The sequence below is a fragment of the Nonomuraea sp. NPDC059007 genome, from assembly GCF_042740555.1.
GTDB lineage: Bacteria > Actinomycetota > Actinomycetes > Streptosporangiales > Streptosporangiaceae > Nonomuraea.
In genome coordinates this window covers 287238-308822 of the sequence record NZ_JBHYJD010000003.1, presented here as the reverse complement: position 1 = coordinate 308822, position 21585 = coordinate 287238, and the positions used below count along the sequence as shown (strand labels likewise).

Below are 21585 nucleotides of genomic sequence, written 5' to 3'. Positions count from 1 at the left end.
TCATGAGGGTGGTCCTCGCCGGTGGCGGGACGGCCGGGCACATCGAGCCCGCTCTCGCCCTAGCGGACACGCTGCGCGGGCTGGACCCGGGCATCGGCATCACCTGCATGGGCACCGACCGCGGCCTGGAGACCCGGCTGGTGCCCGCCCGGGGGTATGAGCTGGAGCTCGTGCCCGCCGTACCCCTGCCCAGGGCGATCACCCCGCAGCTGCTGACCATGCCGGGCCGCCTGGCCGGAGCGGTCAACGCCGCGGCCGCGGTCCTCGACCGGGTGCGGGCCGACGTGCTCGTGGGATTCGGCGGGTACGTGGCCACGCCCGCGTACCTGGCGGCCAAGCGGCGCGGCGTGCCCGTCGTCGTGCACGAGGCGAACCCGCGCCCCGGCCTGGCCAACCGGCTGGGCGCCAAGCTCACCGACCACGTCTTCACCGGGCACCCCGACTGCGTGCTGGCCAAGGCGGAATACATCGGCACGCCGCTGCGGCGCGAGATCGTCCAGCTCGACCGGCTGTCGATGGGCGACAAGGCGCGCTCCTGGTTCGGCCTGCAGACCGACCGGCCGACGCTGCTCGTCTTCGGCGGCTCCCAGGGCGCCCGCTCGATCAACCAGGCCGCGCTGGCCGCCTCGCCGGCCCTGCGCTCGGCGGGGGTGCAGGTGCTGCACGTCGTCGGCCCCAAGAACACCGTCGAGCGCGAGCCTCCGCCGGGCGACCCGCAGTACGTGCTGCTGCCCTACCTCGACCGCATGGACCTCGCCTACGCCGCCGCCGACCTGGCCCTGTGCCGCAGCGGCGCGCTCACCTGCGCGGAGCTGACCGCGGTCGGCCTGCCCGCGGCGTACGTGCCGCTGCCCCACGGCAACGGCGAGCAGCGGATCAACGCCGAACGCATCGCCGGGGGCGGCGGGGGGCTGCTCATCGACGATGCCGATTTGTCACCTGATTGGATCATCCGGAACGTGCTGCCCATCCTGCGGGACCCCGAACGCGTCGCCGTCATGTCCGAGGCCGCGGTCGGACTGGGACGCAAGGACGCGGACATCACGCTGGCCAGGAAAGTGTTGGAGATAGCCCAATGAGTCTCGTGAAGCTGGTCGATCCGGTCGCCGCCGAGGACCTGGGGAGGGTCCACTTCATCGGCATCGGCGGCGCCGGGATGTCGGGCATCGCCCGCATCCTGCTCAAGCGCGGCGTACGCGTGACCGGCAGCGACGCCCGCGGCTCCGACCTGGTGAACGAGCTGCGCGAGCTCGGCGCGACCGTGCACATCGGGCACGCCGCCTCCCACGTCAAGGACGCCGACACCGTCGTGGTCTCCACCGCCATCCGCGACTCCAACCCCGAGCTGGGGGAGGCGCTCAAGCGCGGGGTGCGGGTCATCCCGCGGGCCGCCGCGCTCGCCTCGGTGATGGCCGGGCGCACCGCCGTGGCCATCGCCGGCACCCACGGCAAGACCACCACCACCTCGATGCTGACCGTGGCGCTGCAGAAGAGCGGGGCCGACCCGTCCTACTGCGTGGGCGGGCAACTGGTCACCACCGGGCTCGGCGCGGACGAGGGCAACGGTGAGGTGTTCGTGGCCGAGGCCGACGAGAGCGACGGGTCGTTCCTGATGCTGGCGCCGGACATCGCGCTGGTGACGAACGTCGAGGCGGACCATCTCGACAACTACGGCGACCCGCGGGCCGTGTACGACAGCTTCAACCGCTTCGTGGAGCGGGTCGGCTCGCTGCTGGTCATCTGCGCCGACGACCCGGGGTCGGCGGCGCTGGCCGAGGTGGCCGCCAAGCGCGGGCTGCGGGTCAGGACCTACGGCACCGCGTCCGACGACTACCGCGTCAGCGGGGTGCGGCCCGACGGGTTCGGCACGCGCTTCACGATCGAGGGGCGCGGCGAGGTCAGGCTGGCCGTTCCCGGGGCGCACAACGCGCTCAACGCCACCGCGGTGGTGGCCGTGGCCGATGCCCTGGGCCTGCCGTTCGAGGAGATCAGGGACGGTCTGGCGGCCTTCACGGGGGCCAAGAGGCGCTTCGAGGCCAAGGGTGAGGCGGGCGGCGTGGCGGTCTTCGACAGCTACGCCCACCACCCCACCGAGCTGGCCGCCGACCTGCGCGCCGCCCGCGACGTGGTCGCCTCCTACTCGGGTGACGGGCGGGTCATCGCGGTCTTCCAGCCGCACCTGTACTCGCGCACCCGGTTCTTCGCCGACGAGTTCGGCGCGGCGCTCGGCCTGGCCGACCGCGCGATCGTCCTGGACGTCTACGGCGCCCGCGAGGATCCCGAGCCGGGAGTGTCGGGGGCCATGGTCGCCGAGCGGGTCACCCTGCCCGAATCCCACGTCGACTACGCGCCCGACAAGGCCGCCGTGCCCGCGCTGGTGGCGGACAAGGCGCGGCAGGGCGACATCGTCCTGACCATGGGCGCGGGCGACGTCACCGAGCTCGGGCCGCAGATCGTCGCGGAGCTGTCCACCCGGTGAGGGCACGGACCGCCTTCATCGGGCTGCTGACCGCCGGGGTCGTGGGCACGGCGGTATGGCTGGTTTTCTACTCGCCTGTCCTCGGCGTGCGAAATGTCGAGATCGTGGGGAATCTCACAGTTCCGGCCGACCAGATCGAGCAGCAGGCCGCGATCGCCGCCCTGCACCCGCTGGCCACCGTCGACCTGGCCTCGGTCGAGAGCCGCGTACTGGGCATCCGGCAGCTCGCGACCGTGAAGGCCGCGCGGGTGTGGCCGTCCACGCTGGAGATCACCGTCGCCGAGCGCGAGCCGGTCGCCGTGCTGCCCGTGGGCGGGAAGGCGGCGCTCGTCGACAAGCAGGGCGTCGTGACCGAGATCCGCGCCATCGGGCCGCCCGACCTGCCCGTGCTGCACATGGACCGGCCCAGCCCGACCGACCCCGTGACGCTGGCCGCTCTCAAGGTCGTCAGCACGCTGCCTGACACGTTGTCGGGGAAGGTGAAGACGGTGCGGGCGTCGTCGGCCGAGGGGATCACGTTCGGCCTCAACGACGGGCGGACCGTGGTGTGGGGCGGCGCCGACCGTGGCGAGGACAAGGCGGCCGTGCTGCTCTCCCTCCTGTCCCGCAAGGCTGACGTGTACGACGTCAGCTCGCCCGACGTGGTGACGCTCAAGTGATCCGGTCTTCTTGCGTGCAGCTTCCTCTCTGTTACGGCAAGCCGGGCTGACGCCACCCGCCGACGTGCGCTGGGGCAGGTCGGGGGGATCGCTTCTCACGTCGGACGTGGCCCCCGCCGTCACGGCCCCCGGTCATGGGGCCGACGGCTTGCCAGGAGCTACCCCTCCCGCCTGGCACCCGCTCCACCCCCTCGTCCGCCCCACCCGCGCCCGCCCCACCTCGCGCCCGCCCCACCCGCACCCGCTGCGCCGGGCCACCCCGCGCCAACCCGCAGTGCCCTCCGCCAGGCGACCCCCGCCGCGCTGCCCCCGCGCCAGGCCGCCCTCGCTCGCCTTGCCCGCCTTGCCCGGTGGCGTCTTTCTGGTGGCCGGTGCGCCCAGGCCGGTTGTCCGGGGCGCCATGGCGGGTGTGCGTGCTTGGGCCGGTGGTTCCGGTGTCCGCTCGCAACCCGTTGGCCGCCCGGCGCGCCTGCTCCGGAAGCGGCCGTGTGATCCGCCGGATGCCCCCTGCGCGGTGTTCTCCGCGGGGTGGGCCAGGGGCCTGCCGTACCCCTCTATGAGGGGCTTGAGCTGGGGTGGGAGTGGGTTAAGACATGGATTGCCCGGTGCGTGGTAGTTCCAGGGCAAGCCGCGGCGGCTTGGGGTGGTGAGGGTTTGGGAGGAGAATGGGTGGAGCCTGTCCGATCCGGGGGGTGGAGCGTGAGAGTCTGTATCCCGGACGGGAGCCCGGCCAGGCATGACACGGGAACGAATCGGACAGCCCGCGACACGCCGGACGTGCTTGCGGCGCGGTTAGTTGACCCGCCCGGAGCGTAACTCCTACTGTCCGTATCAATCCTCAGGTTGACATAAATCTAAATCTCAACCTGAGGTTGAGAGTTACCCGAAGTGAGAAATGGCGGAGAACAATCCGCACCGAAATGGCAAGTCAACGAGCGGAAAGGCCCCTCGTCGTGGCAGCACCGCAGAACTACCTCGCGGTCATCAAGGTCGTCGGCATCGGCGGCGGCGGAGTCAACGCCGTCAACCGGATGATCGAAGAGGGACTCAAGGGCGTCGAGTTCATCGCGATAAACACCGACGCCCAGGCGCTGCTGATGAGTGACGCCGACGTGAAATTGGACGTGGGCCGTGAGCTCACGCGCGGACTTGGCGCGGGCGCCAACCCCGATGTGGGGCGCAAGGCGGCCGAGGACCACCGTGAAGAGATCGAAGAGGTGCTCAAGGGCGCCGACATGGTCTTCGTCACGGCGGGCGAAGGCGGTGGCACCGGCACCGGTGGCGCGCCCGTGGTGGCCAACATCGCCAGGTCACTTGGCGCGCTGACGATAGGTGTGGTGACCAGGCCGTTCAGCTTCGAAGGGCGGCGCAGGGCCTCGCAGGCCGAAGCGGGCATAGAGACGCTGCGCGACGAGGTCGACACCCTGATCGTGATCCCGAACGACCGCCTGCTGTCGATCTCCGACCGCCAGGTCAGCGTGCTGGACGCCTTCAAGGCGGCCGACCAGGTGCTGCTGTCCGGTGTCCAGGGCATCACGGATCTGATCACCACGCCCGGTCTGATCAACCTGGACTTCGCGGATGTGAAATCCGTCATGTCCGGCGCCGGCTCGGCCCTCATGGGGATAGGGCATGCGCGGGGTGACGACCGTTCCGTGGCGGCGGCCGAGATGGCGGTCTCCAGCCCGCTGCTGGAAGCCTCGATCGACGGCGCCCACGGGGTGCTGCTGTCCATCGCGGGCGGCTCCGACCTGGGCCTGTTCGAGATCAACGAGGCCGCCCAGCTGGTGTCGATGGCAGCCGCGCCCGACGCCAACATCATCTTCGGCACGGTCATCGACGACGCGCTCGGCGACGAGGTACGGGTCACCGTCATCGCCGCCGGCTTCGACGAGGTGCCCAAGCTGCCTCCGGCCGCCGTACGGCCGGCCGCATCGTCGGCCACCGCAGCCCAGGCTTCGGCCCCGGTACGCCCGAGCGGCGTCCAGGCGCCGAGCGTGAAGGCCGAGCCGGTGGCGCCGCCGCGCGCGGAGCCCGCCCGCCCCGAGCCCGTACGCTCGGACTCGGTCCCCTACTCGCAGCTGCGCGCCGAGCCGATGCGCCCGGACCAGCGGCCGGAGCCCAGGCCTGAGCCCGTCCGCGCGGCCGAGCAGCACACTCCGGAACCGGCGCCCGCGCAGCCCGCGCCCGCCGCCCAGGTGGCTCCCGCGGTGGAGCCGGTCGCGGAGGAGCCGCCCGCCCCGGTCTCCATCCCCCGCCCGGCCCCCGAGCCCCCGAACCCGCCGACACCGATCAGCTCCCGGATGTCGGAGCCGGCCAAGCGCCGTCCGGTGGTCTTCGAGGAGCAGGAAGAGGAACTGGACGTCCCGGACTTCCTCAAGTAGCCACAGCTCCACTGTGCGCCCGCGCCGCAACCGGCGCGGGCGCTCTGCTGTCCACCGCCCGCCACCCCACGGCGAGAGGATCCCGCCCACCTGTGGCGTGGAACATCCTGCCGCCGGAACCTCGCCGAGCATGACGCCCGCCGCAGGACCCCGCCGATCTGTGGCGTGGATGCCCTGTCGCCGGCGTCCAGCCCTGGGCTCTCCTGCTGACGACATGCCGCCGCGGGCAAAGAGTGATCGAACTCACGTGCGAGGCCTCACCCTGCCCTGGAGTAGCGTTCTTACGGCGGGCCTCCTGGTGACGGCGGCCTGCCGTACAGGGAGAAAGGTGTGAAGTGACGCGCAAGGCGGAGATCGGCGAGCGGCTGGGCGAGGTGGAGGAGCGGATCGCGCAGGCGTGCCGCGCCGCCGGCAGGGACCGGGCGGAGGTGACGCTGATCGCGATCACCAAGACCTACCCCGCCGACGACGTGCGGATCCTCGCCGAGCTGGGCGTCCGCGACGTCGGCGAGAACCGCGACCAGGAAGCCGCCGGCAAGGCCGCCGAATGCGCCGATCTGCCGTTGACCTGGCACTTCGTGGGGCAGTTGCAGACGAACAAGGTCAGGTCGGTGGTCGGGTACGCGGACGTGATCCACTCCGTCGACCGCGAACGGCTGGCCAGGGCGATCTCCAAGGAGGCCGTCAGGGCGGGGCGCGAGGTGACGTGCCTGGTACAGGTGGCGCTCGACGACGACCCGGAACGCGGCGGCGCGCTGCCCGCCGACGTGCCCGCGCTGGCCGATGTGATCGCGGCGGCCGACGGCGTGCGGCTGGGCGGGGTGATGGCGGTGGCGCCGCTGGGGGAGGACCCGGGCAAGGCGTTCGGCAGGCTGCGGGAGATCGCGCTCGCGCTTCGGTCGCGCCATCCGGGCGCGGCCATGGTGTCCGCGGGGATGAGTGGGGATTTGTCCGAGGCTGTGGCCCACGGCGCGACACACGTGCGGGTCGGTACGGCGTTGCTCGGTCGCCGCAAGCCCTTCGTCAGGTAATGTCCCCTCAAGTGGGTCTTAGTAGAGGTCGATCTGCGGTGAGCTCCAAGGGGGTACGGCTACCGCCTCGGGTCCCCGCCCGAGCGAGTGCGACCATGAGCAGGAGGACGACGTAGTATGGCCGGCGCAATGCGCAAGATGGCGGTCTACCTCGGTCTCGTGGAGGACGACCGTTACGAGAGGTACGAGGCCTACGCGGACTACGACCCTCCGTACGAGGAGGAGTCGCCGCGGACCGGTGAGGAGCGGGCCGTCGCGGTCCAGGACCGCGATGACGAGACCGACCCCGGCGTACCCGCGCCGAGGCCCTCGACGACGGTCCTGGAGCGGCGTACCACCGACCTCGCGAGGATCACCACGCTCCATCCGCGCACGTACAACGAGGCGCGTACGATCGGAGAGCACTTCCGGGACGGCACCCCGGTCATCATGAACTTGACTGAAATGGTTGACAGCGACGCCAAGCGGCTGGTGGATTTCGCGGCAGGTCTGGTCTTTGGCCTACATGGCAGCATTGAACGTGTTACCAACAAGGTGTTCCTGTTGTCCCCTGCCAATGTCGAGGTGACCGCCGAGGACAAGGCTCGAATCGCGGAACGCGGATTCTTCAACCAGAGTTAGAGTCTCTGTATGTCTATCGGACCCAACCTGGTCTCACCGAGACCGACGGGAGGGCTCATCAGAAGTGGAGGCGCGGCCACGCCGTGGGGATCGTAGGTCAGATCTTGGTGGTTGTCCTGTCCCTCTACCTGGTGTTGCTCATCGGAAGAATGATCTTTGAGACGGTGCAGGCGTTCGCCCGCCAGTGGCGGCCCTCCGGCGTCGTGCTGGTCCTCGCAGAGGCCACATACACCGCAACCGACCCACCTCTCAAGTTTCTCCGCCGTTTCATTCCTCCCCTCCGGTTGGGTACGGTGGCCTTTGACCTAAGCTTCACAGTCCTGTTCATCGTGGTGCTGATCCTGATCCAGATCGCTGGATCACTCGCCAGGTGACGGGCCTGCGAGGTCCGGTCGAGAACCGACTCGTGTCCGCGCTGAAGTGATTCGGGTCTGCCCCCTCCGGACAGACTCCAAGCGCGCCAAGGAGACCAAAAAATGCCGCTGACGCCCGCTGACGTGCGGAACAAGCAGTTCAGTACCACCCGGCTACGGCCGGGCTACGACGAGGAAGAAGTAGACGCCTTCCTCGACGAGGTGGAAGCTGAGCTTGACCGCCTGATCCAAGAGAACGAGGAGCTTCGCGCCAAACTGGCCGAGTGCCTGCGTGGGAAGGTGCCCGGCGGCATGAACATGCCCATGGCCTCCGCCCCGGTGCAGGAGCCGAAGGCCGAGATGCAGCTGCCCCCGCAGCCGGAGCCCATGCGGGCCCCCGAGCCGCAGCCCATGCAGCCGCAGCCCCAGCCCCAGCCCGTTGCCATGAACATGCCTCCCGCCGAGGACAACATGGACACCGCGGCCCGCGTGCTCGCCCTCGCCCAGCAGACGGCCGACCAGGCCATCGCCGACGCCCGCCGCGAGGCGGACGAGACCGTCACCCGCGCCCGCCGCGAGGCCGACGACATCCTGACCAAGGCTCGCCGCCAGGCCGAGCAGGTCATCGGTGACGCCCGTGCCCGCGCCGAGACGCTGGAGCGCGACGCGCAGGAGCGCCACCGCCAGGCCATGGGCTCCCTCGTCCAGACCCGTGACGAGCTGGAGCGCAAGGTCGAGGAGCTGCGCAGCTTCGAGCGCGAGTACCGCAGCCGCCTCAAGCTCTACCTGGAGAACCAGCTCGCCGAGCTGAACGTCTCCGCGGAGGGCAGCGGCGGGTTCCCGGTTCTGCCGAACCCCGGCGCTCCGGCCATGTCGCACGCCGTACCCCAGGGTGGTCAGCAGCCGCTTCCCGGCGGTCCCAGCCCGTTCGGCGGCGAGGCTCCCCAGGGCGCCTTCCCCGGCGCCGACGGCCCGCACAACGACCGCCGGTAAAGTAGCGGGTCAACACAAGGACCCGTCACTCGAGAGAGCCCCCTAGTGATCCTTATCAGTGCTGGTTTGGTGCTCGCGGCGGTCGTACTACTGATCGCGGGCTTCGTGCTGGCAAAGCCGTTCCTGATCATGTGGTCCATCGTGGTGAGCGTGCTTTCCGCGTTGTTCCTGGTGATCGGGGCGCTGCTGCGGCGTCATGAGCTGTTCCCCGGCGGGCGTGCCGGGGCCACGGCCACCCCTCCCGAACCCGCGAAGTTCGGGTACCCGCAGCCGCCGCACTCCGACCAGGCTCCCGCGGGAGCGCCGCCGTCTCCTCCGCGTCCCCAGACGTTCCAGCAGACGGCGACCGTCCCCTCACCGGCTCCCCGCCGGCCCGCGGCACGCGGGATCTCCCCGGACGCCCTCGTCCTGGTGATCCCCGGGCGCAAGCGTTACCACGTACCGGGATGCCGTCAGCTGATCGGACGGGATCACGAGGAGCTCACCTTCGAGGAGGCGCGCGAGGAGGGCTTCACGCCCTGCACGAGCTGCCTGCCCGACGCGGCGCTCGGTGGACGGCAGCTGCCGCCTGCCGCCGACCCCGAGCCCGTCACGCCCCACCCCGCTGCCTCGCCGGAGACCAGGACCGTCTCCGCCGAGCTTCCGGCGGAACCCTCCGAGGCGACCCGCGACATCCGGCCCCAGGGCCCCGTCGCAGCGCCGAAGCCGGCCCCCGCCGCTTCCACCCCCACTCCGGAGTCCGGGCCCGACCAGCCTGGCGGCTGGTTCGCCCCCAAAGCCTCTTCCTCCGGTACGGCGAAGCCCTCCGCGGCCGGTGACGACACCCCGCCCGCCCCGGGACCGGACGACGAGTCCGACGCCGAGACCACCAACCCGCACCTCCGGCTCCCCGCCATGGAGTCCCCGTCCAAGCCGCCGACGGGCAGCCCCACGGGCCCGGCGGGCAAGCCCACGAGTGCGGCGGGCAAGCCCGCGAGCGCGGACGGCCGGCCCGCGAGCCCCGCGGCAGACAAGCCCTGGAAGGACGAGAAGCCCGGGACGGACAACAAGCCCGGGAGGGACCCCCAGCCCGGGACGGACAACAGGTCCGGGACGGACGAGAAGCCCGTGACGGGCAAGCCCGCGACAGGCAAGCCCGAGCATGTGGCTCCGACCGGGCAGAAGCCTCCGACCGGGCAGAAGCCTCAGGCCGAGGAGAAGGCCGGGCATCCGGTCACCGGCGACAACGGCGCGGGCCGGCGGCCCGAGGCGCCGGTCGCCGACGAGGGCAGGCCCACCGGCAAGAGCCCGTCAGGGCCGCGTGTGGCGCCTTATGTCGCCCCCGCGACCACCAACGGCGAGGCCAAGCCCGCGGCCCCGGAGAAGAAGCCTGAGCCCGGCTCACGGCCCACGCCCGCCGAGTCCCCGGCGGAGAGCAAGCCGGAGGCGCCGAAGCCGGAACCGAAGCCCCGGCCGGCCGCCGAGGACGACGCCGGTGACGACGCTCCCGCCAAGGACACGCGGCCGGGCACGGTCAAGGTCATCGTCGGCACGCGCCGCTACCACAGCACCGCCTGCCCGCTGATCCGCGGCGCCGGTGACACGGGCGTGGAGACCATGACGCTGGCCCAGGCCGAAGCTGCCGGGCTGACGAGCTGCTCGGTCTGCCAGAACGACCGTGAATCGGTCAGCTGACGCCACCCCGCCCAAGCTGACGCCGCCGCGCCCAAGCGCCGCCGTGCCAAGCTGACGCCGCCGTGCCCAAGCTGACCACGCCGCGCCCAAGCTGACGTCGCCCCGCGCAAGGGGCGAAGCGGCCTCGCACATGGAAAGACGCGGCCCCCAGGCGAAGGGGACCGCGTCTTCCCACCTCTAGGCGCGGCGCAGCTGGAAGGTCAGGCCCAGGTCGGCGTCGGTGAACACCGGCAGCTCGGACGAGCCCTCCGTGACCGACACGGCGAGGACCTCGTCGGCCACCAGCCCGCCGTCGGACCGCAGCGCCTCGGAAAGGTCGGGCGAGGCGGCCGTCCACCACAGGTCGATCCGGTCGGTGATCGCCAGGCCGCTCGACTTGCGGGCGTCCTGCACCAGGCGGATGACCTCGCGGATGAGCCCGGCCCTGCGCAGTTCGCCGGTCATGGCCAGGTCGAGGGCGACGGTCTCGCCGGTGCCGGTGTCGACGGCGCCGGTCTCCACCGCCCAGCCGGAGCGCGGCTGCTCGGTGACGATCACGTCGTCGGGGCCCACCTCGACCGTGCCGAGCTCGCCCGCCTCCAGCGAAGCCGTACCCCCGGAGCGCAGGGTGCGCGCCAGGGAGGCGGCGTCGGCGGCGGAGACGGCGGCGGCGACCAGCTTGGTCTGGGAGCCGAACCGCTTGCCCAGCGCGCGGAAGTTGGGCTTGACCGTGTAGGAGACGAGGTCGGCGCTGTAGCCGGACATGTCCTCCAGCGTCTGCACGTTCAGCTCGTCGGCGATGAGCTCGCGCAGCTCGTTGGGCAGGGCGGGCCAGTCGTGGGCGCCGACCAGCGCGCGGCCGAGCGGCTGGCGGGTCTTCACCCCCGAGGAGGCGCGCGCGGAGCGGCCCAGTTCGACCAGCCGCCGCACCAGGGCCATCTGCTGGGACAGCGCGGGGTCGAGCAGATCCTCCCGTACGGCCGGCCACGAGGTCAGGTGCACCGAGGCGGGGTCGCCCTCCCGGCGCAGCACGTCCCACAGGTAGTCGGTGACGAACGGGGTGATCGGCGCCATGAGCCGCGTGACGGTCTCCAGGCACTCGTACAGGGTGGCGAAGGCGTCCTGCGAGCCCTGCCAGAACCGGCGGCGCGAGCGGCGCACGTACCAGTTGGACAGGTCGTCGAGGAACTCCGCCAGCCGGCGCCCGGCCCGCACGGTGTCGTACTCGTCGAGCGCCGAGCTCACCTCGGCGACGGTGCGGTGGAGCTCGGCCAGCGCCCAGCGGTCGATGAGCGGCCGCTCGGCGGCCGGGGAGGCGTCCCGCGGCGTCCAGGACGAGGCGTTGGCGTAGAGGGTGAAGAAGGAGGCGGTGTTCCAGTAGGTCAGCAGGACCTTCCTGACGATCTCCTCCAGCGTGCCGTGGCCGACCCGGCGCGCCGCCCAGGGCGAGCCCGAGCAGGCCATGAACCAGCGCAGGGCGTCGGCGCCGTGCTGGTCCATGAGCGGGATGGGCTGGAGCACGTTGCCCAGGTGCTTGCTCATCTTGCGGCCGTCCTCGGCCAGGATGAGGCCGAGGCAGAGCACGTTCTCGTAGGAGGACTGGCCGAAGGTCAGCGTGCCGACGGCCATGAGCGAGTAGAACCAGCCGCGTGTCTGGTCGGTGGCCTCGCAGATGAACTGCGCCGGGTAGACGCCCTCGGGCTTGCCGCGGGCGCCCCACTGGGCGAACGGCATCGAGCCGGAGTCGTACCAGGCGTCGATGACGTCGGGCACGCGCCGCGCCTCGGCCGAGCAGGACGGGCAGGGGAAGGACACGTCGTCCACGAACGGGCGGTGGGGGTCGAGCGCGGACAGTTCCCGCCCGGCCAGCTCGCCCAATTCCTCCAGGGAGCCGACGCAGGTGATGTGGCTCTCGTCGGCGGTGCACACCCACAGCGGCAGCGGCGTGCCCCAGTAGCGCGAGCGCGACAGCGACCAGTCGACGTTGTTGCGCAGCCACTCGCCGAACCGGCCCCACTTGATCGTGTCGGGGAACCAGTTGGTCTTCTCGTTCTCGGCGAGCATCTGGTCCTTGACCGCGGTGGTGCGGATGTACCAGGAGGGCAGCGCGTAGTAGAGCAGCGCGGTGTGGCAGCGCCAGCAGTGGGGGTAGCTGTGCTCGAAGTGGCCGCCGCGGAACAGCAGGCCGCGGGCGCGCAGGTCCTCGGTGAGGCCCTCGTCGGCGTCCTTGAAGAACTGGCCGCCGACCATGGGCACGTCGTCGAGGAAGCGGCCGTCGGGGCCGATCGGGTTGACGACCGGCATGCCGTACTTCTTGCAGACCGTGAGGTCGTCGGCGCCGAACGCGGGCGCCTGGTGGACCAGGCCGGTGCCGTCCTCGACGGTGACGTAGTCGCCGAGCACGACGTAGTGCGCGCCCGGGATGTCGACGAGGTCGAAGGGGCGCGTGTAGGAGGTGTGCTCCAGCTCGCGGCCGGTGAAACGGGCCACCTCGGTGGCGCCGTCGCCCAGCACGCCGAGCAGCGGCTCGGCGACCACGAGCACCTCGCCGTCGGCGGTGCGCGCGGCGACGTAGGTGACGTCGGGGTGTACGGCGACCGCGGTGTTGGACACCAGCGTCCACGGAGTCGTCGTCCAGACCAGCAGCGATGCGCCGAGTTCCTGGAGGCGGCCCGAGGTGGCCGGCATGCGCACGTACACCGACGGCGACGACACGGTCTCATAGCCGCCCGGCTGACCCAACTCGTGGTCGGACAGGCCGGTGCCGCAGCGCGGGCAGTACGGGGTGATGCGGAAGTCGCGAAACAGCAGGCCCTTGTCGAAGATGACCTTCAGCGACCACCAGACCGACTCGATATAGGACGGGTCCATGGTCCGGTAGGCGGTGGACAGGTCGATCCAGTAGCCCATCCGCTCGGTGAGCTCTTCGAAGGCGTCGACGTGGCGCAGAACGGACTCGCGGCACTTGGCGTTGAACTCGGCGATGCCGTACGCCTCGATGTCCTTCTTGCCGGACAGGCCGAGTTCCTTCTCGATGCCGACCTCGACGGGCAGGCCGTGGCAGTCCCAGCCGGCCTTGCGGGGGACGCTGAAGCCGCGCATCGTCTTGTAGCGCGGGAACAGGTCCTTGAAGACGCGCGCCTCGACGTGGTGGACGCCGGGCAGGCCGTTGGCGGTGGGCGGGCCCTCGTAGAAGACCCACGACGGGTTGCCTTCGTTCTGCTCCACCGAGCGCTCGAAGATCTTCCCGTCGCGCCAGCGGTCGAGGACCTCGCGCTCGAGCGCGGGCAGGTCGACCTGCGCGGGAAGAGAGCGGAAAGAGTGGGAAGACATCTCGGGCGGGACCTCCACGCTGGTCACAAGCTGACAGGTGCGTGAAGGGACGAAGCCGGAGGGCTCCGCGGTACCACCCTTCTTGGCCCCGGAAAGGGGCCCTCTTCGTTCAGGGCTGCGGCCGGTTCTAGTGAGCTCGGAGACGAGCCGTTCTTCCGGCGGCTCCGGGGTGATATCCCTCACAGTCGGGCCCCATCAACGCCTTGCAGGCTCAAACCATAACGCAGAGTGGAGCGAAAGACTTCCCCGTTTTCCGCGGGCCGCGTCCGTGGCGGGCAAAGCGGTGGGAATGGACTCTCCAGCGGAGGAGTTGAATTCGCGGGGCGGGATAGTACGGGAGGGGTAAACCGCACGGCGGGTCGTTTGCCGATCCGTTATCGGGCACCTAAGCTGCCCGCACCATTCACCGGCCTTGATCAGCATGGAGGCAGCCATGGCGGCAGTCACGCAGACCGCAACACCGTCGATGTGGTCGGAGCAGGAGCTGGCCGAGGTACGCGAGTCCCTGCAAAGGGAGATAGACGAGCTCAACGCCGACATTCGCCGCCACGAGTCGGAGATCGCCTCGGGCGATGTGACGCAGGGCGCCGGCGACGACCAGGCGGACGCCGGAGCCAAGACCTATGAGCGCGAACGCGAGATCGCCCTTACCCTGAATGCGCGCGACCTGGTCGCGCAGAACGAACGTGCGATCGCCAGGATCGACGCAGGGACCTATGGAGTGTGCGAATCGTGCCAGAAGCCGATCGGCAAGGAGCGCCTGCAGGCGTTCCCGAGGGCGACGCTGTGCGTGACGTGCAAGCAGCGGGAGGAGCGCAGGTAAAGCGCAAGCTCCTCCTCCTGCTGGGCGCGCTCGCCTTCGTGATCTACGCGGCAGACCTGGTCACCAAGACCGTGGTGCTGCGGACGCTCGAAGGCGAGCCGCCCAACGTGATCATCCCGGGCGTGCTCCAGTTCCGGGTGATCTTCAATTCCGGCGCCGCGTTCAGCATCGGGACCGGGATGACGTTCGTGTTCACCATCATCGCCACGGGCGTGGTGGTGGCGATCATCCGCACCGCCCGCAAGCTGCGCAGCCTGCCGTGGGCGATCACGCTGGGCCTGCTGCTGGGCGGCGCGCTGGGCAACCTCACCGACCGGCTGCTGCGCTGGCCGTCCGGCATCGGCCGGTCGACCCAGCTGCAGGGGCACGTGGTCGACTTCATCGAGGTGCTGCCGGGCAACTTCCCGATCATCGACTACTTCCCGGTCTTCAACATCGCCGACTCCGCCATCGTGTGCGGCGGCATCCTGGCGGTCATCCTGGCCTGGCGCGGCCTGCAGATCGACGGCACCCGCGAGGTGAAGAAGTGAGCGAGCAGCGCAGCCTGCCCGTCCCGGACGGGCTGGAGGGGGAGCGGCTGGACGCCGCCCTCTCGCGGCTGTTCGGCTTCTCCCGTACGCGCGCCGCCGAGCTGATCGGCGCCGGCGAGGTGCTGGTCGACGGCAGCGAGGCGGCCAAGTCCGACCGGGTGCACGCGGGCGCCTGGCTGGAGGTGACGATGCCGCCCCCGGTCACCACCCCGATGCCGGTCGCCGAGCCGGTGCCCGGCATGACGATCGTGTACGAGGACGACGACATCGTCGTGGTCAACAAGCCGATCGGCGTGGCCGCCCACCCTACCGTCGGCTGGACCGGCCCCACCGTGATCGGCGGCCTGCTCGGCGCCGGGCACACCATCGCCACCAGCGGCGCGGCCGAGCGCCAGGGCATCGTGCACCGGCTCGACGCCAACACCACCGGGGCGATGGTCGTGGCCAAGAGCGAGCACGCGTACTCCCACCTCAAGCGCGCCTTCAAGGAGCGCACGGTGGACAAGCGCTACAACGCCCTCGTCCAGGGACATCCCGACCCGTTCCGCGGCACCGTGGACGCGCCGATCGACCGGCATCCGGCCGGGGACGGGCGCTGGGCGGTGGTGGCGGGCGGCAAGCCGTCGGTGACGCACTACGACACGATCGAGGCGTTCCGGGCGGCGTCGTTGCTGGACATCAAGCTGGAGACGGGACGCACGCACCAGATCCGGGTGCACATGTCCGCCCTGCGGCACCCGTGCGTGGGCGACCTCCTCTACGGCGCCGACCCGACGCTGGCGGCCCGGCTGGGCGTGACGCGCCAGTGGCTGCACGCGGTGTCCCTGGCCTTCGAGCACCCATCTTCGGGTGAGTGGATCTCCTTCACCACGGAGTATCCCGAAGACCTCCAAAAAGCCCTCGACCTGGTGCGCTCCGAGTCTTAACCCTTCTCGTGCTTCATCCGTTACGGCGAGCCGCCCTCACGCCACCCGCCGCCGCGCGCGGGCGCCGATCGTGGGGGTCGCTTCTCACGTCGGACAGACGCACCACCGTCAAGGCCCCCTTGGCCGCCTGGACCGGCCCGCTCTTTGGCCGGGAGCGTGTTAGCCGGTGGGGGCCGGGGTGCGGGAGAGGTAGTCGGTGACGAAGGCGGTCGTGTGGGTGCCGGCGGCGAACTCGGGCTGGGCCAGCAGCGCGCGCAGCAGCGGGACTGTGGTGGCCACGCCGGGACCCTCGACGGCGAACTCGGCCAGCGCCCGGTCGGCCCTGGCGATCGCCTGGGCCCGCGTCGGCGCCCACACGACGAGCTTGGCGACGAGCGAGTCGTAGTCGGGCGGCACCCGGTCGCCCTGGGCGAAGCCCGAGTCGACGCGGACGCCCGGCCCGCCCGGCGGGCGGAACACCGTGAGGAGACCCGGCGTGGGGCGGAAGCCCGTGGCCGGGTCCTCGGCGTTGACGCGGCACTCGATGGCCGCGCCGGTCAGCGTGACCTGCTCCTGCGTGAGCGAGAGCCGTTCCCCTGAGGCGGCCCTGATCTGTTCGGCGACCAGGTCCACGCCGGTGAGCAGTTCGGTGACCGGGTGCTCGACCTGGATCCTGGCGTTGATCTCCATGAAGGTGGCGTTGCCGTCGGCGTCGACCAGGAACTCCATCGTGCCGGCGCCGGTGTAGCCGACGTGCCGGGCCCCGGCCACCGCGTACGCGCCGAGCCGGCGGCGCAGGTCGTCCGGCAGCAGCGGGGAGGGCGCCTCCTCGACCAGCTTCTGGTTGCGGCGCTGCAGCGAGCAGTCGCGCTCGCCCAGGTGGATGACGCTGCCCGAGGCGTCGCCGAGCAGCTGCACCTCGACGTGCCTGGCCGCCGGGACGAACCGTTCGACGTACACCGACCCGTCGCCGAAGACCTGCTGGGCCAGCGCGGTGGTGGCGCGGTAGACCTCGCGCAGCTCGCCGGCGTCGCGGGCGACCGCGATGCCGCGCCCGCCGCCGCCCGCCGCGGCCTTGACGATCACCGGGTAGCCGATCTCGGCCCCGATCTTCTCCGCGTCGGCCGGCGAGGGCACGGCGCCGTCGCTGCCGGGCAGCACCGGCAGGCCGGCGTCGGCCATCAGCGCGCGTACCCGCGCCTTGTCGCCGACGAGGTCCATGACCTCGGGGCGCGGGCCGATGAACGTGATGCCGTGGGCGGCGCAGATCCGGGCGAAGTCGGCGTCCTCCGACAGGAACCCGTAGCCCGGGTGGATCGCGTCCGCCCCGGTCCGCAGCGCCGCCTCGATGATCGCCGGCATGTAGAGGTAGCTGCGGCGGGCCGGGGGCGGGCCGATGCTCACCGCCTCGTCGCAGGCCGCCACGTGCCTGGCCGCCCGGTCGGCGCTCGAGTACACGGCCACCGTGGGAATGCCCAGCTCCCGGCAGGTCCTGGCCACGCGGACCGCGATCTCGCCCCGGTTGGCGATGAGGATCTTGCGCGGCCTCATCCGTCCACCCTGATCCGCACCAGGTCCTGTCCGTACTCCACCGGCTCGGCGTTGCCCGCCAGCACCTCCACGACCTCGCCGGACCGCTCGGCGGCCACCGGGTTCATCAGCTTCATCGCCTCCACGATGCCGATCGTCTGGCCCGCCTCCACGCGGTCTCCCGCGCGCACGAACGGCGCCGCTCCGGGCTCGGGCGCGACGTAGAACGTGCCGACGAGCGGCGCCGTCACGACCGTCAGCGCCGGATCGGCCGCCTCCTGCGGCGCTTCCTCCCACTCAGCCTGTACGGCGGGCGCCGCCGGCACGGCCCCGGCCCACGACACCTCCAGCGAGCAGTCGCCCAGCCGTACCGAGACCGACGAGACCGGTCCGGGAACGGTCTTGACCAGGTTTCCCACTTCCTCGCGCAGCAGCCGCAGCGCCGCGTGCAGATCCTGCTCAGCCACCCTCGACCACTCCCAGCCGGCGAAACCGCTCGTACCTGTCCTTGCGCAGCTGGGCGCCGTCCATCCCGGCCAGCTCGCCCAGCGCCTCCAGCACCGCCTCGCGCAGCGCGTCCATCGCGGCGGCGGGGTTCTCCTGGGCGCCGCCGGCCGGTTCGGGCACGACGCCGTCCACGACGCCCAGCCGCAGCAGATCGGGCGCGGTGATCCGCAGCGACGACGACAGCTCCAGGGCGTGCGAGGGGTCGCCGTGCAGGATCGTGGAGCAGCTCTCCGGGCTGATCACCGAGTAGACGGCGTGGCGCAGCATCAGCACCCGGTTGGCCACGGCCAGCGCCAGCGCGCCGCCGCTGCCGCCCTCCCCGATGACGGTGGCGACCACCGGCACGGCCAGCTCCGACATCCCGGCCAGGCACTCGGCGATGGCCCACGACTGGCCGCGGTCCTCGGCGCCGACACCGGGAGCGGCGCCCTGCGTGTCCACGAAGGTCACCACGGGCAGGCCCAGGCGGTCGGCCAGGCGCATCAGGCGCAGCGCCTTGCGGTAGCCCTCGGGGTGGGCCAGGCCGAAGTTCCTGGCGACGAGCTCCTTGGTGTCGTGGCCCTTCTGGTGGGCCACGATCATCACCGGTGCGCCGCCGAGCATCGCGGGGCCGCCGACGATCGCGGGGTCGTCGGCGTGCAGGCGGTCGCCGTGCAGTTCGACGAAGTCGGTGCACAGGTGCCAGATGTAGTCCAGGGCGGTGGGTCGGGCGGTGTCGCGGGCCAGCCGTACCGTCTCATGGGGGCGCAGCGGGCCGGTCAGCTCGTCGGGATCGCGCACCACGGCGGGCGGGCGCGGGGCGGTCAGTTCGTCCCGGTCGCGCGCCACGGCGGGCGGGTGCGGGGCGGTCAGTTCGTCCGGGTCGCGCGCCACGGCGGGCGGGTGCGGGGCGGTCAGTTCGTCCGGGTCGCGCGCCACCACGGCGTGCGTGGTGGTCAGTGCGAGCAGGCGGGACAGCAGCGGGCGCAGGCCCTCGCGGGGCTCGACGCGGTCGAGCATGCCGCCGGCGAACAGGTACTCGGCGCTCTGGAAGCCCTCGGGCAGCCGCTCCCTGGTGGCCGCGGCGATGACGCGTGGGCCCGCGAAGCCGATGAGCGCGCCCCGCTCGGCGACCAGCACGTCGCCCAGCGTCGCGAACGAGGCGGTCACGCCGCCGAACGTGGGGTCGGTGAGCACGCAGACCGACAGCAGGCCCTCCTGCCGCAGGCGGCTCATGGCCTGGGCGGTCTTGCCCATCTGCATGAGCGAGAGCGTGCCCTCCTGCATGCGGGCGCCGCCGGAGGCGATGGCCAGCACCAGCGGGAGGCGGGTGCGCACGGCCAGTTCGCAGGCGCGGGTGACGGCCTCGCCGACGGCCGAGCCCATGCTGCCGCCGAGGAAGGCGAAGTCCATGGCGGCCACGACCGCGGGGCGGGCGCCGATGCTCGCGCGGCCGTAGACGATCGCGTCGTCGAGGCCGGTCCTGGCCCTGGCGCGTGCCAGGCGCTCGGTGTAGGGGAGGGTGTCGGAGAAGCCCAGCGGGTCGCCGCCCCTGACCTGGGGTACGGCCGGGCGGAAGGAGTCCTCGTCGACCAGCGTGGCGATCCGCTCCATCGCCCGCAGGCGGTGGTGGTGGCCGCACTCGGGACAGACCTGGTGGGCGCGGGCCAGGCGGGGCAGGTAGACGATGGCCGAGCAGCCGGAGCACCGGGTCCACTCGTCGGCGGCGGTGACGGTCACTGGACGCCTCCGCCGGGACTCCAGTGGTAGAAGCGGGTGGCCATGGCGTCGGCGGGGCTGCGCCAGGTGGCCGGGTCGTACGGGACGACGTGCGGGCTCAGCTCCTCGCTCAGGCCGCGGAAGTCCGCGCGGTCGCGGGCCTGTTCCATCGCCTTGCCGGCGGGGCCGTCGAAGTCGACGACGTGGAAGTACAGCTCGCGGTACTGGTACAGCTCGCGCCGCCGGACCCCGAGCGCGTGGGGGAGCTCGCCGTCGTCGGACTCGCCGAACAGGCGGGCTACCTCGGGGGCGCTGCCGGGGCTGAGCCTGGCGACGATGAGGATCCTTTCGGACACGTGACCTCCTGGGGGGAACGAGCCCTTCGCGAAATGAGCCCTTTGCGGAATGAGCGTTCGCGAAAGGGAGACGCAATGGCGTTCTCACCGTAGGAAGCGCCCCCGGCGGGTGTCGCCCACCGCATGCCTGATTGCCCGCCTCCTCCGCGCGGGGGAGAGCCCTAACGCGCGGAGGAGGGGACGAGGCCGTTCTCGTAGGCGTAGATGACGACCTGGACGCGGTCGCGCACGCCGAGCTTCTGGTAGAGGTGCTGGACGTGGGACTTGACCGTGCTGTCGCCGAGGACCAGCTCCCGGGCGATCTCGTCGTTGCTGTAGCCGCGTACCAGGAGCCGGAAGACGTCGCGCTCCCGGTCGGTGAGCTGCTGCAGGCTGCCGGTGGTCGTGCTGGCGAGCGTGGGCCGCTTGGCGAACTCGTCGATGAGCCGCCGGGTGACCGAGGGTGACAGCAGGGCGTCGCCCTCGGCGGCCTCGCGTACCGCGTCGATGACCCGCTCGGTGGGGGCGTGCTTGAGTATGAAGCCGCTGGCGCCGTTGCGCAGGGCGTCGAACAGGTGCTCGTCCTGGTCGTAGATGGTGAGGATGACGACCTTGGCCGGGCTGCGCGCGCCGATGATCTCCCTGGTCGCGGTGAGGCCGTCCATGCGCGGCATGTTGATGTCCATGAGCACGACGTCGGGGCTGAGGCGCTTGACCGCCTGGACGGCCTCGACCCCGTTGGCCGCCTCGCCCACGACGGTGATGTCGGGCACGCCGCTGAACGTGGCGTGCAGGCCGGTTCTGATGAGCGGCTGGTCGTCGACGATCAGGACGCGGATCGTTCGCACGGGCGGTCCTCCCATAAGTGGCCGCCCACCAGCGGGAGCAGCGCCCGTACGGCGAAGCCGCCCCCGGCCAGCGGGCTCGACTCCAGTACGCCGCCGTGCTCGGCCACGCGCTGGCGCAGTCCTTCGAGTCCGGTGCCGCCCCCTCCTTCGGGCGGGACCGCCTTCGGCCCGCCGCCGCCGTGGCTGATCACCTCGACGGTGAGGCAGCCGTCGATCGAGGCCGACAGCAGGATCGGGCCGTCGGCGTGCTTGAGCGCGTTGGTCAGCGCCTCCTGGGCGACCCGGAAGGCGGTGTGCTCCACGTCCGCTCCCACGTCCTTGACGCTGGACAGGTTCTCCATCACGAGCGTGAGCTGTCCCTCCGGGGCGCGGTCGGTGAGTTCGGCCAGCCGGACCGCCAGGGGGGTCGCGGATGGCGCCACGAGGCCGGGCTCTCCTCCCGGCGGTGGAGCGGGCATGGCCCGCAGGCTGCCCAGGGCGCCGCGCAGTTCGGCCAGCGTGGCCTGCGCGGTGCTGTCGATGACGTCGGCCGCGCAGCGCGCCGAAGGCAGCGCTGTGGCGAGCTGGCGGGCGTGGAAGGCGATGACGACGAGGCCGTGCCCGACTCCGTCGTGCAGGTCGCGGGCGATCCGGCTGCGCTCGCGCAGCATGGAGCCGGACTTGAGCCGGCAGTGCGCCCCGGTGACGACCAGGGCCGCGGTGGTGAGGCCGAGAAGGACGGCCAGCAGTACCTCTACCTCAAGGAGCTGGATGTCCCCAAGTAAGTGAGTATTTCCCCATTTAACCCCCATGATCGGGGAGCCTAGTTGACCCGGATACCAGTTACAAGAAAATCGTAAGAATGGTCACAGGGGCTTCACATAGAGGGTTATTCGGTTCACTGGAGCTCCGTCTGCGCAGGAC

19 protein-coding genes are annotated in these 21585 nt (G+C 71.4%); 12 read left to right on the top strand and 7 right to left on the bottom strand.

Annotated features, from left to right (window positions below):
- The first annotated feature begins 2 nt into the window (after positions 1 to 2).
- The 9 genes from murG to ACFWY5_RS06720 all read left to right on the top strand — a co-directional run bounded on the left by murG (position 3) and on the right by ACFWY5_RS06720 (position 10194).
- Entirely contained in the window at positions 3 to 1079 is a 1077-nt protein-coding gene (murG, locus tag ACFWY5_RS06760) for an undecaprenyldiphospho-muramoylpentapeptide beta-N-acetylglucosaminyltransferase (protein WP_379630750.1), read from the top strand.
- Positions 1076 to 2479: a UDP-N-acetylmuramate--L-alanine ligase gene (gene murC, locus ACFWY5_RS06755; protein WP_379630749.1), complete on the top strand. Its 1404-nt coding sequence runs from the start codon at positions 1076 to 1078 to the stop codon at positions 2477 to 2479. The genes murG and murC overlap by 4 nt, the downstream gene beginning before the upstream one ends.
- Positions 2476 to 3138 carry a cell division protein FtsQ/DivIB gene (locus ACFWY5_RS06750; RefSeq protein ID WP_379618565.1) on the top strand — a complete coding sequence of 221 codons (663 nt, stop codon included), beginning with the start codon at positions 2476 to 2478 and terminating at the stop codon, positions 3136 to 3138. Before murC ends, ACFWY5_RS06750 begins: the two co-directional genes overlap by 4 nt.
- A 953-nt stretch (positions 3139 to 4091) precedes the next feature.
- On the top strand, positions 4092 to 5522 hold the full coding sequence (gene ftsZ, locus ACFWY5_RS06745; protein ID WP_379630748.1) for a cell division protein FtsZ: 1431 nt from the start codon (positions 4092 to 4094) through the stop codon (positions 5520 to 5522).
- Between the two features lie 335 nt (positions 5523 to 5857).
- Complete coding sequence (locus ACFWY5_RS06740) at positions 5858 to 6553, top strand: YggS family pyridoxal phosphate-dependent enzyme (protein WP_379618561.1); 696 nt, start codon at positions 5858 to 5860, stop codon at positions 6551 to 6553.
- Between the two features lie 117 nt (positions 6554 to 6670).
- Complete coding sequence (locus ACFWY5_RS06735; protein WP_184960714.1) at positions 6671 to 7174, top strand: cell division protein SepF; 504 nt, start codon at positions 6671 to 6673, stop codon at positions 7172 to 7174.
- Between the two features lie 83 nt (positions 7175 to 7257).
- Positions 7258 to 7548 (top strand): YggT family protein, encoded by a 291-nt coding sequence (locus ACFWY5_RS06730; RefSeq protein WP_184960716.1) that lies wholly within the window; start codon positions 7258 to 7260, stop codon positions 7546 to 7548.
- Between the two features lie 102 nt (positions 7549 to 7650).
- Positions 7651 to 8520, top strand: coding sequence for a DivIVA domain-containing protein (locus tag ACFWY5_RS06725; protein ID WP_379630747.1), 870 nt, complete (start codon positions 7651 to 7653; stop codon positions 8518 to 8520).
- A gap of 66 nt (positions 8521 to 8586) precedes the next feature.
- A complete protein-coding gene (locus ACFWY5_RS06720) occupies positions 8587 to 10194 on the top strand; it encodes a hypothetical protein (protein ID WP_379630746.1) in 1608 nt (535 codons plus the stop codon).
- Between the two features lie 177 nt (positions 10195 to 10371).
- On the opposite strand, the gene ileS is transcribed toward ACFWY5_RS06720, so the two are convergent.
- Positions 10372 to 13506 (bottom strand): isoleucine--tRNA ligase, encoded by a 3135-nt coding sequence (ileS, locus tag ACFWY5_RS06715; protein WP_379630745.1) that lies wholly within the window; start codon positions 13504 to 13506, stop codon positions 10372 to 10374.
- Positions 13507 to 13939: 433 nt separating this feature from the next.
- Here ileS and ACFWY5_RS06710 point away from each other — a divergent pair, with 433 nt between their 5' ends.
- Genes ACFWY5_RS06710 through ACFWY5_RS06700 form a run of 3 tightly spaced genes read left to right on the top strand, consistent with a single transcriptional unit; the run spans position 13940 to position 15785 of the window.
- Positions 13940 to 14329 (top strand): TraR/DksA C4-type zinc finger protein, encoded by a 390-nt coding sequence (locus ACFWY5_RS06710; protein ID WP_184960723.1) that lies wholly within the window; start codon positions 13940 to 13942, stop codon positions 14327 to 14329.
- Positions 14293 to 14859: a signal peptidase II gene (lspA, locus tag ACFWY5_RS06705; RefSeq protein ID WP_379630744.1), complete on the top strand. Its 567-nt coding sequence runs from the start codon at positions 14293 to 14295 to the stop codon at positions 14857 to 14859. Before ACFWY5_RS06710 ends, lspA begins: the two co-directional genes overlap by 37 nt.
- Positions 14856 to 15785 carry an RluA family pseudouridine synthase gene (locus ACFWY5_RS06700; protein ID WP_379618549.1) on the top strand — a complete coding sequence of 310 codons (930 nt, stop codon included), beginning with the start codon at positions 14856 to 14858 and terminating at the stop codon, positions 15783 to 15785. The genes lspA and ACFWY5_RS06700 overlap by 4 nt, the downstream gene beginning before the upstream one ends.
- 159 nt (positions 15786 to 15944) lie before the next feature.
- Here the strand turns inward: ACFWY5_RS06700 and ACFWY5_RS06695 are convergent, their stop codons facing one another.
- The 6 genes from ACFWY5_RS06695 to ACFWY5_RS06670 form a co-directional block, all read right to left on the bottom strand.
- Positions 15945 to 17315 carry an acetyl/propionyl/methylcrotonyl-CoA carboxylase subunit alpha gene (locus ACFWY5_RS06695; protein ID WP_379630743.1) on the bottom strand — a complete coding sequence of 457 codons (1371 nt, stop codon included), beginning with the start codon at positions 17313 to 17315 and terminating at the stop codon, positions 15945 to 15947.
- Complete coding sequence (locus tag ACFWY5_RS06690) at positions 17312 to 17761, bottom strand: acetyl-CoA carboxylase biotin carboxyl carrier protein (RefSeq protein ID WP_379618545.1); 450 nt, start codon at positions 17759 to 17761, stop codon at positions 17312 to 17314. Before ACFWY5_RS06690 ends, ACFWY5_RS06695 begins: the two co-directional genes overlap by 4 nt.
- Complete coding sequence (locus ACFWY5_RS06685; protein WP_379630742.1) at positions 17754 to 19520, bottom strand: acetyl-CoA carboxylase carboxyltransferase subunit alpha; 1767 nt, start codon at positions 19518 to 19520, stop codon at positions 17754 to 17756. The genes ACFWY5_RS06690 and ACFWY5_RS06685 overlap by 8 nt, the downstream gene beginning before the upstream one ends.
- Positions 19517 to 19855: a TcmI family type II polyketide cyclase gene (locus ACFWY5_RS06680; RefSeq protein ID WP_379630741.1), complete on the bottom strand. Its 339-nt coding sequence runs from the start codon at positions 19853 to 19855 to the stop codon at positions 19517 to 19519. The genes ACFWY5_RS06685 and ACFWY5_RS06680 overlap by 4 nt, the downstream gene beginning before the upstream one ends.
- 161 nt (positions 19856 to 20016) lie before the next feature.
- Complete coding sequence (locus tag ACFWY5_RS06675) at positions 20017 to 20682, bottom strand: response regulator (RefSeq protein WP_379630740.1); 666 nt, start codon at positions 20680 to 20682, stop codon at positions 20017 to 20019.
- Positions 20661 to 21473, bottom strand: a complete 813-nt coding sequence (locus tag ACFWY5_RS06670) for a sensor histidine kinase (RefSeq protein WP_379630739.1) — start codon at positions 21471 to 21473, stop codon at positions 20661 to 20663. Before ACFWY5_RS06670 ends, ACFWY5_RS06675 begins: the two co-directional genes overlap by 22 nt.
- Between the last annotated feature and the right edge of the window lie 112 nt (positions 21474 to 21585).